This is a genomic window from Bifidobacterium myosotis, from assembly GCF_002259745.1.
Taxonomy (GTDB): Bacteria; Actinomycetota; Actinomycetes; order Actinomycetales; family Bifidobacteriaceae; genus Bifidobacterium; species Bifidobacterium myosotis.
This window is the reverse complement of sequence record NZ_MWWW01000016.1, coordinates 107,498-122,184: the sequence shown is the minus strand read 5'-3', so window position 1 is coordinate 122,184 and position 14,687 is coordinate 107,498. Positions and strand designations below refer to the sequence as shown.

General features: G+C 62.6%; 10 protein-coding genes. 3 read left to right on the top strand and 7 right to left on the bottom strand.

Annotated elements, in window-relative coordinates:
• Nucleotides 1–169: 169 nt before the first annotated feature.
• Nucleotides 170–1,954 carry a PASTA domain-containing protein gene (locus BMYO_RS08080; protein WP_158216967.1) on the bottom strand — a complete coding sequence of 595 codons (1,785 nt, stop codon included), beginning with the start codon at nucleotides 1,952–1,954 and terminating at the stop codon, nucleotides 170–172.
• Between the two features lie 196 nt (nucleotides 1,955–2,150).
• The gene (locus BMYO_RS08075; RefSeq protein ID WP_094667973.1) at nucleotides 2,151–2,771 is read right to left on the bottom strand and encodes a DUF5701 family protein; all 621 of its coding nucleotides are present in this window, start codon (nucleotides 2,769–2,771) and stop codon (nucleotides 2,151–2,153) included.
• Between the two features lie 256 nt (nucleotides 2,772–3,027).
• Here BMYO_RS08075 and asd point away from each other — a divergent pair, with 256 nt between their 5' ends.
• Complete coding sequence (gene asd, locus BMYO_RS08070; protein ID WP_094667972.1) at nucleotides 3,028–4,122, top strand: aspartate-semialdehyde dehydrogenase; 1,095 nt, start codon at nucleotides 3,028–3,030, stop codon at nucleotides 4,120–4,122.
• A gap of 581 nt (nucleotides 4,123–4,703) precedes the next feature.
• Here asd and BMYO_RS08065 read toward each other — a convergent pair.
• Nucleotides 4,704–5,270, bottom strand: coding sequence for an ACT domain-containing protein (locus BMYO_RS08065; protein ID WP_094667971.1), 567 nt, complete (start codon nucleotides 5,268–5,270; stop codon nucleotides 4,704–4,706).
• A gap of 175 nt (nucleotides 5,271–5,445) precedes the next feature.
• On the bottom strand, nucleotides 5,446–6,210 hold the full coding sequence (locus tag BMYO_RS08060; RefSeq protein WP_094667970.1) for an aspartate kinase: 765 nt from the start codon (nucleotides 6,208–6,210) through the stop codon (nucleotides 5,446–5,448).
• A gap of 746 nt (nucleotides 6,211–6,956) precedes the next feature.
• Between BMYO_RS08060 and BMYO_RS08055 the strand changes: the two genes are divergently transcribed.
• Complete coding sequence (locus BMYO_RS08055; protein WP_094667969.1) at nucleotides 6,957–8,075, top strand: class C sortase; 1,119 nt, start codon at nucleotides 6,957–6,959, stop codon at nucleotides 8,073–8,075.
• A 418-nt stretch (nucleotides 8,076–8,493) separates the two neighbouring features.
• On the opposite strand, the gene recR is transcribed toward BMYO_RS08055, so the two are convergent.
• Nucleotides 8,494–9,096, bottom strand: a complete 603-nt coding sequence (gene recR, locus BMYO_RS08050; protein WP_094667968.1) for a recombination mediator RecR — start codon at nucleotides 9,094–9,096, stop codon at nucleotides 8,494–8,496.
• A gap of 177 nt (nucleotides 9,097–9,273) precedes the next feature.
• Nucleotides 9,274–12,615, bottom strand: a complete 3,342-nt coding sequence (locus BMYO_RS12665; protein WP_094667967.1) for a DNA polymerase III subunit gamma and tau — start codon at nucleotides 12,613–12,615, stop codon at nucleotides 9,274–9,276.
• Between the two features lie 311 nt (nucleotides 12,616–12,926).
• Between BMYO_RS12665 and BMYO_RS08040 the strand changes: the two genes are divergently transcribed.
• Nucleotides 12,927–13,526: a TetR/AcrR family transcriptional regulator gene (locus BMYO_RS08040; protein WP_094667966.1), complete on the top strand. Its 600-nt coding sequence runs from the start codon at nucleotides 12,927–12,929 to the stop codon at nucleotides 13,524–13,526.
• A gap of 21 nt (nucleotides 13,527–13,547) precedes the next feature.
• Here BMYO_RS08040 and BMYO_RS08035 read toward each other — a convergent pair whose 3' ends face one another.
• Nucleotides 13,548–14,675, bottom strand: a complete 1,128-nt coding sequence (locus tag BMYO_RS08035) for a diacylglycerol/lipid kinase family protein (RefSeq protein WP_094667965.1) — start codon at nucleotides 14,673–14,675, stop codon at nucleotides 13,548–13,550.
• Nucleotides 14,676–14,687: the final 12 nt, after the last annotated feature.

The window sequence follows — 14,687 nt, the reverse complement described above, 5'->3', positions numbered from 1 at the left end:
CGGAATCCACCCATATCCCGACAACGATTGACGCGCAACTGGATAACATCCAAGATCCGGACATCACTCAGTCGATATACGGGCTAAGTGCGGGACGAGGGCGGATAATCGTCGTCACTATTGGCGGCACCGCACTTCGCACAGAACATCCCCGGTCTTCTCTCCGCAGTCACTTCATGTCGGCGTCCCGCAAGGCGCCCCAATCATAGTCTCCAGGCGTGCTCACCAAGTAGTAGGCGTTCGCATCACTAGGAGCCGGCTTGAATTTGGCGAGCTCATCCGATACATCCGCCCGCGGGGCCTTCGGTACGAACGGGTTCGGAGTCTCCTCGCTGTCACGGGGCGCCGTGGTCTTGCTGTACAGCTTCGGATCGCGATACAGCAGGAACGGACGGCTCGCATCCACAGTCTTCTGCTTCTTGGCTGCGGCCAGTGCATCCGAATCGAAGTATCTTGCAGACTCCAAGCCCTTCAAATCGGAACCGGCGGGTACTGCCAAGAAGAAATCCTGCATATGGTACTCACCATCTGAACAAGAGTCATCCGCATCGTTGCGCATGGTGCCATTGCACCAGTAGTTGGTCAGGCTCGCTCCGGGCATCAGCTCAAAAGCCCCATAGTCCTGCTTCAGCAGGTATGCGTCGCTCTCGCAATACGGGGTGCCCATTATCGCGCAGGACATCAGCGTGCTGTAGTCACCATAATCGGTGCCGTCACGGCCTTTTGGATATTCGATATGCGAGCCGCCGGCGCCATATTCGTCGCCTTGCGCATCAAACGTGATGCAGTCGCCGCCGTTCGTACACCATGTGCCTGCGGCCAGCGAGGATGAAGCACCCATCATCTTGTGACCGGTTTCCGGCGAATCGAACGTGAAGGCGTCTCTGACGCCCTTGGCGTCCACCCCGTAATACAACGTGATCTGCTGTTTGCTGGGCACCGACGACCCCGGCGCCGGATTGGAACCGGTCACCTTGCCAACGTTCTTTGACGTGGACAGCCGCGGAGCAATCGCCACGTTGTAGCCCATCGATTCGAGATTCTTCTGGACCTGCTTGACGTCCTGCCCCACAATGTCGGCGACGAATCCGTCGCCCTTGGTGGCCACGCCAACGTAGATGCCATCGTCTCGCTTGTCTTCGGCAAGCCCCTGACCGGCAACAGGGTCCGTGGCCACCACGGTGCCTTCGGGCGTCTTCTTGGTATCGCTCACATACACTTGCTTGTAATGTACCGGCACGCCCATGTCCTCCAAGGTGCCCTGCACCTGCTTGGCGGGCTTGCCCATCGTGTCTTGAGGAACTCCGGGGCCAGCCGACTCCTGCACGGTGACCGTGGATCCAGACGGGATACGACTGCCGGCCGCACTCTCCTTGTATCCGGCGAACGCACCGACGTCCTTGCCGGAGAAGACTTTTTCGGTTCTGGCGTTGAAACCCCGTTGTTTCAGCGCGTCGGTGACGTCCTTGGCCTTGATCGTCGTCGGCTTTCCGCCCTCGGCGGCGGCGCTCTGCACGATACTTGCCGGATCCGGCAAAGTTCTGCCGCCCCACAGTTCCGCCTTCCATGTGGCAAACAGGGTGATGCCGGCCACTACGAGCACGGCCAATACCGCAATCAGCGCGATGATCAGACGACTCGGCTTGGCTTTGGCGGAAACAGATGCAGTGGGCACCGTCGAAGCCGTCGGCATCGCGGTTTGCGGCGACGCAACGGCTGCGGGCGGCAATGGCACCGTGTTCATGGCCGGGCCGAAAGCCTGCATATTCGCCGGACGCCGCATCTGCGGCGTAGGTACAGTGCCCGGCACCGGCGGCATCTGGCCTTGGCCCGTTTGCGCATAAGTATTGGATTGATTGGATTGGTAGGAAGGCGTGCCCTTCAGCGGCGCGCCGCACCCGGTACAGAACTTGTTGCCGTCGCTATTGGCGGCACCGCACTTCGCACAGAACATCCCCTGTCTTCTCTCTACCTGAACGGTGCAATCATCCACCATTCTAATGCGCGAGGCCGCGCGGCCCAAGGGACGTGACCCAGGGGAACTTTGAAATGAGCGGACGCAACCACCGTAATCGACGGTCTTCTACCGGACCTGTCCCACAAACCACTAGCATCAGGGCTTCAGTACTGCCCAACCTCAGTCTCAGCCGCTACAGGAACAGGCTGATGCCGCGACGGGCCATGCAGTAGGCGTTGCCGAGCCATGTGTGCCGGGAATTGGGCCAAACGGCGCCGAGCCGCGGCGCGTTCTGGCTCATCCAGATGGACGGCACACGGCCATCGGCCGAACGTGAGCCGAGCAGGTTGAACCCGTTCTTCTCCAGCAGCCATTCCGGGTGCTGCGTGGCGATGGCCAGTCCCTCCTCAAGGGTGAGCGGCAGCCGATCGTCGGAGTCGATGAGCTTACGGGCTACATCCGGCTCGCGGTTAATGTAGCAGGTGCCGGTGTGCGGGTCCACCACCAGATAGAACGGCCCCTCCGGCGGCTCGAAGCCGTCCTGCGGTAAAAAGCTGGCGATGTCGCGCGGCGGCATGGTGGTGAATCCGGCCATACGGTTGATGGAGGTTCGCGCGATCAACGATTCCGGCGACACCAGCTCGCGGGTGGGCACCAGCAGGATGTTCGACCCCAAATCGGATTGCTCCAGCGCCTCAATCAGCGGTCGGGCGAGCGAACGGAACGCGGCTGCGGACATATCGGCCACATCCGGGTATCCCAAGGCCACGATACGGTCAAGCTGCTTCTGCGCCTCTACTGATGCGATAGACATGGTTACCAGCCTAGCGCGTCACCATGTCGGGATGAAGACCTCCAACGCGCGGACTCGGACCGCATCGGACGGCGGCGCCATTCAACCGTTCAAGCCGGACGCCCAAGCGAAACCAGCCCGGCCAAGCATCCGTCTCGGCGGAACACCAATCCACCATGCAGGCCATCATACGGAAGGATGCGCGTCATGAGACCGCCGATTCCGTACCATTGAGAGTTACGTACGAAAACCCATCCATCTGACCCAAGGGGTTGAAATGTCCGAAAAGTTGAAGGTCGGCGTGCTCGGTGCCACCGGCATGGTCGGCCAGCGCTTCATCACGCTGCTGGAGAACCACCCGTGGTTCGAAGTGGTCAAGCTTGCCGCGTCCGCGCACAGCGCCGGCAAGACGTACGAGGAGGCCGTCGGCGACCGTTGGAAGATGGAAACGCCGATGCCCGAGTACGTCAAGGGCATGACCGTGGTCGACGGCGACGACGCCGAATCCGTGGCTGCGGACGTCGACTTCATGTTCTCCGCCGTGAACATGCCGAAGGACCAGATCCGCGCCATCGAGGAGCGTTACGCCAAGACCGAAACGCCGGTGGTCTCCAACAACAGCGCGCATCGCTGGACCCCGGACGTGCCGATGGTGGTGCCGGAGATCAACCCGGAGCACTTCGCCGTGATCGAGCACCAGCGCAAGCGTCTCGGCACCACGCGCGGCTTCATCGCCGTCAAGCCGAACTGCTCGATTCAGGCCTACACCCCGGCGCTGGCCGCTTGGAAGGAATTCGAGCCGCACGAGGTGGTCGTGAGCACCTATCAGGCGATTTCCGGCGCGGGCAAGACGTTCAAGGACTGGCCCGAGATGGTGGGCAACATCATCCCGTTCATCTCCGGCGAGGAGGCCAAGAGCGAAAAGGAGCCGCTCAAGGTCTTCGGCCATGTGGACGACGAGAAGGGCGAGATTGTGCCGTTCGACGGCCCGCTCAAGATTACTTCGCAGTGCATTCGCGTGCCCGTGCTCAACGGCCACACCGCCACTGTGTTCCTCAACTTCGGCAAGAAGACCACCAAGGAGGAGCTCATCGACCGACTGGTCAACTACACCTCGCAGGCCGCCGAGCTTGGTCTGCCGCACGCGCCGAAGCACTTCATCCAGTACCTGACCGAGGACGACCGCCCCCAGGTCAAGCTCGACGTCGATTACGAGGGTGGCATGGGTGTCTCCATCGGCCGCCTGCGCGAAGACTCCATCTTCGACTGGAAGTTCGTCGGACTCGCCCACAACACGCTGCGTGGCGCCGCCGGCGGCGCGCTCGAATGCGCCGAAATGCTCAAGGCCCTCGGTTACATCACGAAAAAGTAGCGGAAAGCGGCTGGAGCCGCATCAGAAAGCCCGTCGCCGCGCCATTGGTATGCGCAGTGACGGGCTTTTTGCGTTTCCGCATTCATGCCGGACAGGACGGCAGAGTGTCAGAACAACGAAGTGCGCATCCCCTCAGACGCTATCCATCTTGCAAGGGAACAACATTCATCGGACTCGCCCACAACACGCTGCGTGGCACCGCCGGCGGCGCGCTCGAATGCACCGAAATGCTCAAGAGCCGGCGCTATCTGCCTTGCAAGGGGTACCTCATCCCCCAAACCTGCAGTATCGGACCTGTTCCCGCAACGCCATAATGCCGTTTCGGGGGAGGGCATACTTCGCCATGTACCCCTTGCAAGGCAGATGCCTCTCCGCAGAACCCCGAACCTACCCCTTGCAACGGAGAAAGCCCTCCTCACGGAGGGCTTTCTCATAACAATCAGCATTCGTGTCCCGCATCAGAGGTCCGTCTACAAATTGACTACCTCTCAGACCCGCTGCGCAAGGCAACTCCCATGACAAGAAGAGCCAAGAACAGTCAGGCTACTGGCGCAGGCCGCCAACGCATCCTTTCCGTAGACTCAGCGGCCGGTGCCGCCATACACCACGGCTTCAATCTGATCGGCGTCAAGGCCGTAGGCGGTGTGCAACGCCTTGACGGCCTCGTTGAGCTGGTCCAGCGGCACCAGAGCGGCGATACGAATCTCGGAGGTGGAGATCATCAGCACGTTGATGCCCTTGTCGCTCAGCGCCTGGAAGAACTTGGCCGCCAGACCGGAGTGGGTCTTCATGCCCACGCCCACCACGGCCACCTTGCCCACATTGGTGTTCACGTCGAAGGAGTGGTAGCCAAGCTCGTCCTGCTTATCGAGCAGCACATCCTCCACCTGCTTGACGGTGGATTCCGGCACCGTGAAGGAGATGTCCGCCGTACCCACCGACGCACCGGCCTGCACGATCATGTCCACGTTGATGCCGGCGGTGGCCAGCTCGGTGAACACCTTGGCGGCCATGCCCGGCTCGTTCGGCACGCCGCGCACGGTGGCGAGCGCCTCGGAACGGTCGTGTGCGATGCCGGAGATCACCGGCGCCTCGGGGCCGAGGTCGGGGAAGAGATCGCCCATGGATTTCGCTTCTTCTTCAGTCATGTCTTGCCTTGTCTTGCTTGGGTTTTGCGATTATTGACGTTGTGATTGCGATGATGACGGTCCCACCGAATTACGATGAGTCGCGTTGATCACGGTCGATCCCGCGTCGCGTCATTCATCGTCCGGGGCCAGCCGCCCGGCATCGTCCAATGCCCGGTGGCACATCGACGGCCGATCAGTTCAGGTTCGGCAGTGTGCGCGGGTCCACCCCGTCGGGAACGATCAGCGTGCCCGCACGGTGGGAGAAGGACGAACGCACATGCAGCGGCATGTTGAAACGCTGCGCGTACTCCACGCAACGCAGCGCCAGCACCTTGGAACCGCAGGAGGCCATCTCGAGGATGGCCTCGTACCCGATGACCGGGATGCGGCGGGCCGCAGGCACGATGCGGGGGTCGGCGGTGAACACGCCGTCCACATCGGTGTAGATCTCGCAGATGTCGGCGCCGAGCGCCACAGCAAGCGCCACAGCGGACGTGTCCGAACCTCCGCGACCCAACGTGGTGGCGTCGCCCTTGGCGTTGATGCCCTGGAATCCAGCCACGATGGCCACATCACCCAGCGAGAGGGCGTTCTTCACACGATCAGGCTTGACGGCCTTGATATGCGCCGCACCATAACGGGCATCAGTGAAGAAACCGGCCTGCTGACCGGTGAAGGAGTGCGCGCGCTCACCCTCGGCATGAATGGCCATGGCAAGCAGACTCATGGAGATGCGTTCGCCTGCGGTCATAAGCATGTCCATCTCGCGCTCGGGCGGGTTGGAGTCGATGCTCAGCGCCTGATCAATGAGATCATCGGTGGTGTCACCCATGGCGGAGACCACCACGGCCACCTTGTTGCCCTTTTTCTTCGTCTCCACGACGCGCTTGGCCACGCGCTTGATCGATTCCGAGTCGGCCACTGAAGAGCCGCCGTACTTCTGCACGATGAGAGCCACTGCTGTCCTTTGTTCTTCTCTTGGGGAATGTTGCGAACATTCTACGCAAACGCAACGATTATACGAACGCCGTCTTCCGCCTCGTGGCACACCGCCGGCATATGGACACAGGGCCGGTTCGGCTGGTATGCCGCGTCAATAATTCGTAGATGAATTACTGTCCCTCAGACCTGCTTCGCGGGCCAGCTCGTCCTGCAAGTATGGACGCGCCCTGCGCGCGGCGTCCTGAAGGGACCCAACAACAATCAACGAGCTCCTGGCTCAGGGCACCAGCTCTCTAGACGCGGAAAGTACCAACACGGTCTACGTCCCAGGATCCATGCCCCACCACTATCCTCCCACAGCCAGCACATATAGCCGCTCCCCGCAAGCCCGCCGCTCTCATCCCTCCCTGCTAATTCACGAATTCAGCAACCTTTCAGCATGATGGCAGAGGCCTTTGCGGCTACCCCATCGTTGCGTACAAGTTCACGCGGTTATATATAAGTACCGGCAAACGAAAACGCACCGGCGGGGTTTCCGCAGAGCCTCATAATTGAACGAACCTTTCTTCTTCTCCTCTTCCTCTCTCGGGGCCCGGCTTCATCACCGGGCCCTTTCCTTTTCGCACCTGCCGCACCGGCTGCGTTTGTGCGGGCGCCTCGAAACGGAGTAACGTTTCGCACAGTGACGTTCGTGCGATGATTCCCATGCGCGCTCCGGATTGTCTCGCATCGACGGCACGGCTACCGGAAGGACGAAGGATTATGAGTTGGTCTCGCAAGCGCCGCGCAGGCGCCCATGTCGCCTCGCACCGTGCCGGACAACGCACAGCCAACGTCATTGGTTCGCAGCGGCACGTTCCGCGCGATACGACCCGGCATGGTGCGTCTCTGCATGACGATGCGGCCTCACACGGCTTCAACGCCCCGTCGTTCGCCGAAGCCGTCGATATCACCGACCTTCTGGCGGAACGACGTCGACTGCAACGCAACCTGCTGGCGATGCGCATACTCACCGTGGTGCTGTTGGTGGCTGCGGTGGCCGTGGCCTGCTTCCCACTGGTCCTGCAATACCAGTCCGGCCTCGAGTTGGCCGCGACGGCCGCTACCAGTGCCAGGGACGTGGCGAATTGGCCGTATCCGAAGGCCGAGAACGAGCTCAAGGCCGCCCGCGCATACAATCGGACGCTCGCCGATTCGGGACAGCCGGTGCTGGGCGAGGCCGTGGACCCATTCGCGTCCTCGCAGGGCGGCTCCCGCGCCAGCGGCGAGGATTCCGCATCGAAGAAAGACAAGGAATACCAGTCGTTGCTCGATTCCGGCAACGAGGTGATGGGAACCATCAAGGTGCCGAAGCAGTCCATCGATCTGCCGATCTACCACGGTACCTCCGAGGAGGCGTTGGCCTCCGGCGCCGGTCACCTGTATGGCACCAGCCTGCCGGTCGGCGGCAAATCCACCCACGCGGTGATCACCGGGCACCGTGGTCTGGTGGAGGCGATGATGTTCACCCGTCTGGACGAGGTGCGGAAGGGCGACTTCTTCTACATCGAGGTCATGGGCGAGACGCTGGGTTACAAGGTGGACCGGATTTCCGTGATTCTGCCGGACGATACCTCACAACTTCGCATCGTGCCCGGCGAGGACCGCGTCACCTTGATGACCTGCACCCCGTACGGCGTGAACACGCATCGTCTGCTCATCTCCGGGCATCGCGTGGCCATCCCGGTGCCGGCGCCGGAGCCGAAAGACATCTGGGACGCGCGCAACATCGCCATCGGCGTGACCGCAGGTGTGTTGATAGTCGGATTGGCCGCCGTCCGAATCAGCCGACGACGCCAAATCACCAACATCATCCGGCACACCGCCGCCTGGACAGTGTGAGCCGCGCGGACGACGCGAACCTGTAACCGGCAAGTTCGGCAAAACCGGTGAATTCGGCAGGTTCGTTATGCCGAACCTGTCCGATGCTTCCGGAATGTTGGCCATGCGCAGTATCCCTGACGCATCCGTCACATCGCTTCCGTCCACACCGCCCGTAATCCGTATCCGTACCGTACGGTATGGCACCGTATGCCCCTAGTGGTCTGTCTCACAATTGTTTGAGTGGTGTCGGCCCTCTCTGATGGGACGTTGCCGTGAAGCAAACAGCAGAGCTGTTTGTAGGCGGCGTGCGAGCTGACAGGCGAGCCAGCATGCCGCGCACGCAGTGCGTCCTTAAGGGCAAGCGAAGCTGACTGGGGGGAGAGAAAAACCTGAAGCCCTCAATTATTTAAGAGACGGACCACTAGCACATATCCTGTCAGGCTTCGCGACGACCGGCAAGCGCACGTCCGAGGGTGATCTCGTCGGCGTACTCCAAATCGGACCCCACCGGCAGACCGCTCGCCAGTCGTGTGACCTTGACTCCGGCCGGTCTCAGTAGCTGGGTGAGGTAGCTGGTGGTGGCCTCGCCCTCGATGTTCGGGTCGAGTGCCATGATCACCTCGGCGACCTCACCGCTTTCCAGCCGTTTGATGAGCCCGGGAATCTTCAGATCGGCCGGCCCCACGTTGGCCATGGGATTGATGGCACCGCCAAGCACGTGGTACAGGCCGTGGTATTCCCGCGTACGCTCGATACTCATCACGTCCTTGGGCTCCTCTACGACGCAGATGACCGTGTGGTCGCGACGCGGGTCGGCGCATACCGGGCAGGGGCTGGTCTCACATACGTTGCCGCAGATATCGCAGAACCGCACCTTCTCCTTGACCTCTTCAATGGCCTCCGCAAGCTCGCGCGCCTCATCCTCCGGCTCCGACAGGATGTAGAAGGCGATGCGCTGCGCTCCCTTCGGCCCGATGCCGGGCAGCTTGCCGAATGCGTCAATCAGCCGTTGCACGGCGCCGTCATAGGCCAATGCCATGGTGATGCTCCTTGCTTATATCTCGTATTGCTCATGACGCGTGCGTCTCATTGCCGGGGCACGTCGATTCATCCACGGTCCCGTTTCCGGCTCCTGTGCCAAAGGAACCAGAAACGGAAACGTGCATGCGGCGGTGGGCCCTTTGCATTACGCGCACGCCTTATTCCTCGAGCTTCTTTATTCCTCAGGCTTCTTCGCGGCCTGCATATTGCGCGGGTTCCGGGGGTCGTCGGAGGCGAACTCCTCGACCTTCTTGACCTCGAACATCTTCTTCAGATCCTCCAGACTCATGGCCGTCGCATCGCCAAGCGACTGGTCGTTCATCGAGTATTCGTCCTCGTCCGCCGCGACCTGCGGGCGAACCGGCTGCGGAGAGTCCGCCGAACCATTGCGGTTCCACGAGTCGTTGACGCCATCCGCGCCCGCCCATGACTGCGATTGCGGCTGGGGACGTCCGGAACGGTCCCATTGCGCCGGACCGGCATCCGACCGCATCCGCACCTCAGGCTGCGACTGATTCCACGGGTCATCACCCTGTACAGGCGTCGCATCGGAAGCCGTCTCGGCTCGCGGACTTGCGTCAGACGCGCCCGATTGCGGATGATTCCACGGGTCGGCCGCCGGCGACACCTGTTGCGGGCTGTTCCACGGGTCGCCGGCGGGCGCCATGTTCTGCGGCGTGTTCCATGGGTCGGCTTCCGGGACCTGGCTCGGAGGCCGATGCCACGCATCGACGGCCATGTCATCGTCGTGCGGCGGCTCATCAGCCGGTGGCACGTCCGACCAAGGGTCTCCGGCCCGCTCGGTGGACGCAGCCGCGGACGCGCCAGCGGCCGCCGAACCGTTCCGGTGATCTGCCCCGGGATTATCGGGCCGTGGGAGCACATCGCTCGCGGCAGTCATCTTCTGCTCCGGCACCGCTCCCGACACGAACCCGTCCGCCGCGCCCGCCCGATCGCCCGTCACGGCTTGTCGTACAGGTTCGGCCTGTTCAAACGAACCGTTCCGCCCAGCAGGTCGGACCTGTCCGTCCGACGCATTCCGTTCGTCAGGGGAAGCCTGTTGCGGAGGAACCGCCCACGGATCGATGCCATCGCTGACATCCGGCACCGCCACATGCTTCTTCTCGTGCCGAGCCTGATGCTGATGGGCGACTGGGACGGCGTGTGAATTCGGCTTGGCGCTCGTCACCGGTTTGGCCCATGGGTCATCGGCTGAATCCGCAGCGGGGACCGGCCTGTCCCAGCCACCGCTTCCCACCACAGGCGAGGCGGCGGAATCTGCCGAATCCGGCAATCCAGTTGCGGCATAACTGGATGTGGAAGGTGTGCTGAACGGTTCGGTCTGCCGGACGGCGAATGGGGCCCCGCCGTCGGCCACCGCTCCCGCACCGCCGTTCACCGGACTTGCGTGACCGGAACCGGCTCGATGACTGTCGTCGGCGTCCTCGGCCTGCCCTTCGGCGGCCTGCTTGCCCGTCTTCGGCTCACTGCCGGAATGCAGTCCCAGACCGACGCCCAAGCTCGATGCGGCGAGCCCCGCCTTGGCCAAGGCGATTTGCTGCTTGACCTTGGCGAGCTGATCGGGGCTCATCCGTTTCACCGATTCAACCCGTTCACCGTTCGCCGCGACCGTAGTGGGGGCGATGACCGTGGTGGGACCGAATTCCTTGCGTACCGCGTCCATGACCACGACCGCGGCCTTCTTGCCGCTGTCCGTATCGACGGCGAGCGCAAACGCATGCTGGCTGAGCGGCTTGTCGAAGGTCAAGGACAGGCACGGAAGACCCTTGCGATTGGGACCGAACTTCACGGTCGGCACCTTGTCCCGGGACACATATTCGCGGATGCCCTCCGGCAACGCAGTCACCGCGGCATGCCACTTTTCGTCCGGCGTGCGGTTGTCCGCTGCGGAACCGGCGACAGGCTCGGTATCCGGCCGCCCCGCAGTCCCTCCGGCAACCGGCTGAACCGGCTGTGACGGAGCAGCCGCGCCAGTCATACCCGGCGCAGGAATTGTCTGCGCGCCGGTGGACCATCCGGCAGGTTCCTGAGCCTGCCCCGGCATCTGGACCTGACCCGCGTTCGTCGCGGCAGCCTGCATCGGTGACGGCTGCACAGCGCTTTGTCCTGCCGCACCCGGCGCCCCGGTACCTTGGCCACCGCCGGCATTCGGCGCGGTCGCTGCGTTCCCGACGAAATGGCTGGTCGGCGAACCACCGGAATTCCGGTTACGCTCGGCACCCGAGAATCCGCCATGATTGGCTCCCGCGAAACCGCCGCGGGATGTCCCGACGAACCCACCGGAGGTATTAGCGCCCGATCCCTGCGCTCCTGCCCCAGCCGCCCCGGCCGATGCCGCGCCGCCGGCCAAAGTACTGGCTGGCGCGCCCGGCACGGCGACGGTGAATCCCGACTCGCTTCCCGCCAACAACCGGGCGGCCAGCAGTTCCAGCCTCATGCGCGGAGAAATGGCACCGGTCATCGAACCCAGCGTGGCATTGATGATGTCCGCCATCGCGGTGAGCGCCCCCAAGCCCAACGCCTTGGCCTGACGGTGCAGATCATCCATGTCTTCAGCCTCGGCGGTGTCGGACAGTACGGATTCCGCGCGGTCTCCGGCCAGCGTCAGCACCAGCAAATCGCGCACCCGCGCCAGCAGATCCTCCACGAATCGTCGCGGGTCGAAACCGCCGACCACGACCTTCTGAATCACGCCGTACAGCGCCTCGCCATTATGTCCGATGACCGCATCGACGGCCTCTCCGATCAACGCCTCCGGGGTGAAGCCCAGCAGCGCCACCGCCGCATCATGGGTGATGACCCCCTCGACGGAGCCCACCATGAGCTGATCCAGTACCGACAGCGTGTCTCGCACGGAGCCGCCGCCGGCGCGCATGGCAAGTTTGAGCACACCGGGTTCCGGCGCGATCCCCTCCTTGCCGCAGATCGTCTCCAGATACGGGCCCATGACCTCCTGCGGCACAAGGCGGAACGGATAGTGATGGGTGCGCGAACGGATGGTGCCGATCACCTTGTCGGGCTCAGTGGTGGCGAAAATGAACATCACATGCTCGGGCGGCTCCTCGACGATCTTGAGCAGCGCGTTGAAGCCCTGCTGTGTCACCATGTGCGCCTCATCGAGGATGAAGATCTTATAGCGGTCACGGGCGGGGGCGAACCCTGCACGTTCACGCAGCTCACGGGCATCATCGACGCCATTGTGCGACGCCGCGTCGATTTCGACCACGTCAATGGACCCCGGCCCTCCAGTGGCCAAATCCTTGCAGCTCTCACACTCGCCGCACGGATGCGACGTCGGGCCCTTGGCACAGTTGACGCAACGCGCCAGAATACGGGCCGAACTGGTCTTGCCGCAGCCGCGGGGGCCGGAGAACAGATAGGCATGCGTGAGCTTGCCCTCATCCAGGGCGCGCATCAGCGGAACCGTGACCTGGTCCTGACCAATCACACCCGCGAAGGTGTCCGGACGATAGCGACGATATAGTGCAAGTGCCATACCTACTAACCTACCTTGTCCCCTACATTGACATTCCCCCGAGCCGCTCCAAGCCCGGACCCGACGCCCCGTCACGACGTTACGGCCACGACGACATGGCCCGGACGGATATCCGCCACACCAGCCGGGCCACCGGAACCGGCCGTCGCTGAGATCATCCGTTCATGGAACGACTGTTCATGGAACCGGCCGCTCACGAAACCTCTATTCCCCAGAACCGCCCGTCCCAGAACCGCGGAAGAACCGCCGCCCCCGCCAAGCACGACAAGTATTAACATAGTGTCAATACCGTCCGGAAGGTAGGAGCAATCATGAGCGAGATCCTCGAGGAGCGTCAAAACACCCGCGGCGACGCCCGCCGCGAAGCCATCGTGCAGGCCGCCCGAGCCATCTGCCTGGAGAAGGGCTTCTCCCGCATCACCGTCTCCGACATAGCCAGCGAGGTCGGCATGACGCGATCGCTGTTCTACCACTACTTCAAGGGCAAGGACGCCGTCGCGGACGCGGTGCTCGATGACGTCATCGATGAGATACTCACCAAGCTGGAGCGCTGGAACCAGTCCCGCGAAACCGGCAATATCAACAAGGCGCTCGATGACATCGTCCGCCTGCTACGCGCGCTCATCGCGGACGAAAGCCCGTTCTCGAACCGGATGATCCAAGACGGCAACGCCGAACTGTACATCAAGTTCATCGACAGGGCCGCCGACCGCATCGCCGACTACATCGCGCAAACCACCGTTCGTGACTTCGCGCAGAAGCACGGACTGCCCATCGCCAACATTCACGAGACCTTCTTCGCCCTGATCGTGGGGCTCATCTCACTGGTCCGTTCGCATCCTGATGTCAACGATCAGACCATCAAGCAGGTCATAGCCCAAACGCTGCATATCGAAAACTACATCGCCTGAGCCGGGCGCCCCAACCGGCACCTATACGAATCGTCCTGTGAGCGGGTCACGACCATCCCGGACGATGGCGTCGTTCACCTGCCGCCGATCGTCGATGCCTTGCGCGGCCACGGCCGGCGGCACCAGCACACGCAAGGCGCGGTCCTCCGCCATGACACGAACCGGCAGATGTCCGACATACTCGCCATCCGCCATCAGCAGCGGTGGCTCATCGCCATCCTGGGCACGGGTGATTTCAATCTCTCGCACGCGATGCCAGCCGAACACGCGGGAGGCGAGCAACCGCCCGTTGTAGGCGTTGGACACCGCCACCGTGCACTCACCGACATTCGGCACATGGTCCATCCACACCAGATCCAGCAGACCGTCCGAGAAGCACGAATACGGCGATACCTCGATGCCGCCTCCGATGTGCCGCGAATTCGCCACGGTCAGCAACGGCGAGATGATGTCCCGCTCATCCGTGGACCCGTCCGCCAACGTGGCTTTGACGTGGTATCCATAGCGCTTCATACGGGTGAGTTCCACCAATACCGCAGCGAAATACCGTAATGAACCATTCGGCAGATGCGAATGATTGGCGCGATTGTTGATGCTGGCATCAATCCCGCAGGAGAGCATGCCGGCATAGTAGCGATCTATGGGATGTGCAGGGGCTCCGCCCTCCTCCTCGGATTCGTATTCGTCGCCTGTGGTCGGGTCGACCGCGCGTCCGCCGTCCAGCGAGACCACACGTCCCATGTCCACGTCAATGGTCGAACCACATACGATCGCGCCGACGATGCCCTCCACCGCGGTCTCGATACGGTTGACCGGCAGTTTGAGCCCGCGTGCGAAATCATTGCCCGATCCCATGGCTACCACGCCCAACGGTTTGCCGCTGCACCCCACGGCGTTGGCTCCCAACGCGATCATGCCGTCGCCACCGACCACCACCAGATAGTCGTACTCATGCGCACGTTCCCGCGCCTGTCTCAGAGAATCGTCGAAACTGTCTCCGGTGATGTCGATGACCGAAAAACCGTGCATTGCACCCGCCTGCTCCAGCAATGCGAGCACCTGCGCGTCCACTTTGGCGCCACGCCCTTTATCCGAAGTGGGGTTGCCAACCATGGCCACGACGCGGCAGCGTTCGTTGCATTCATTCATATCATCACCTTA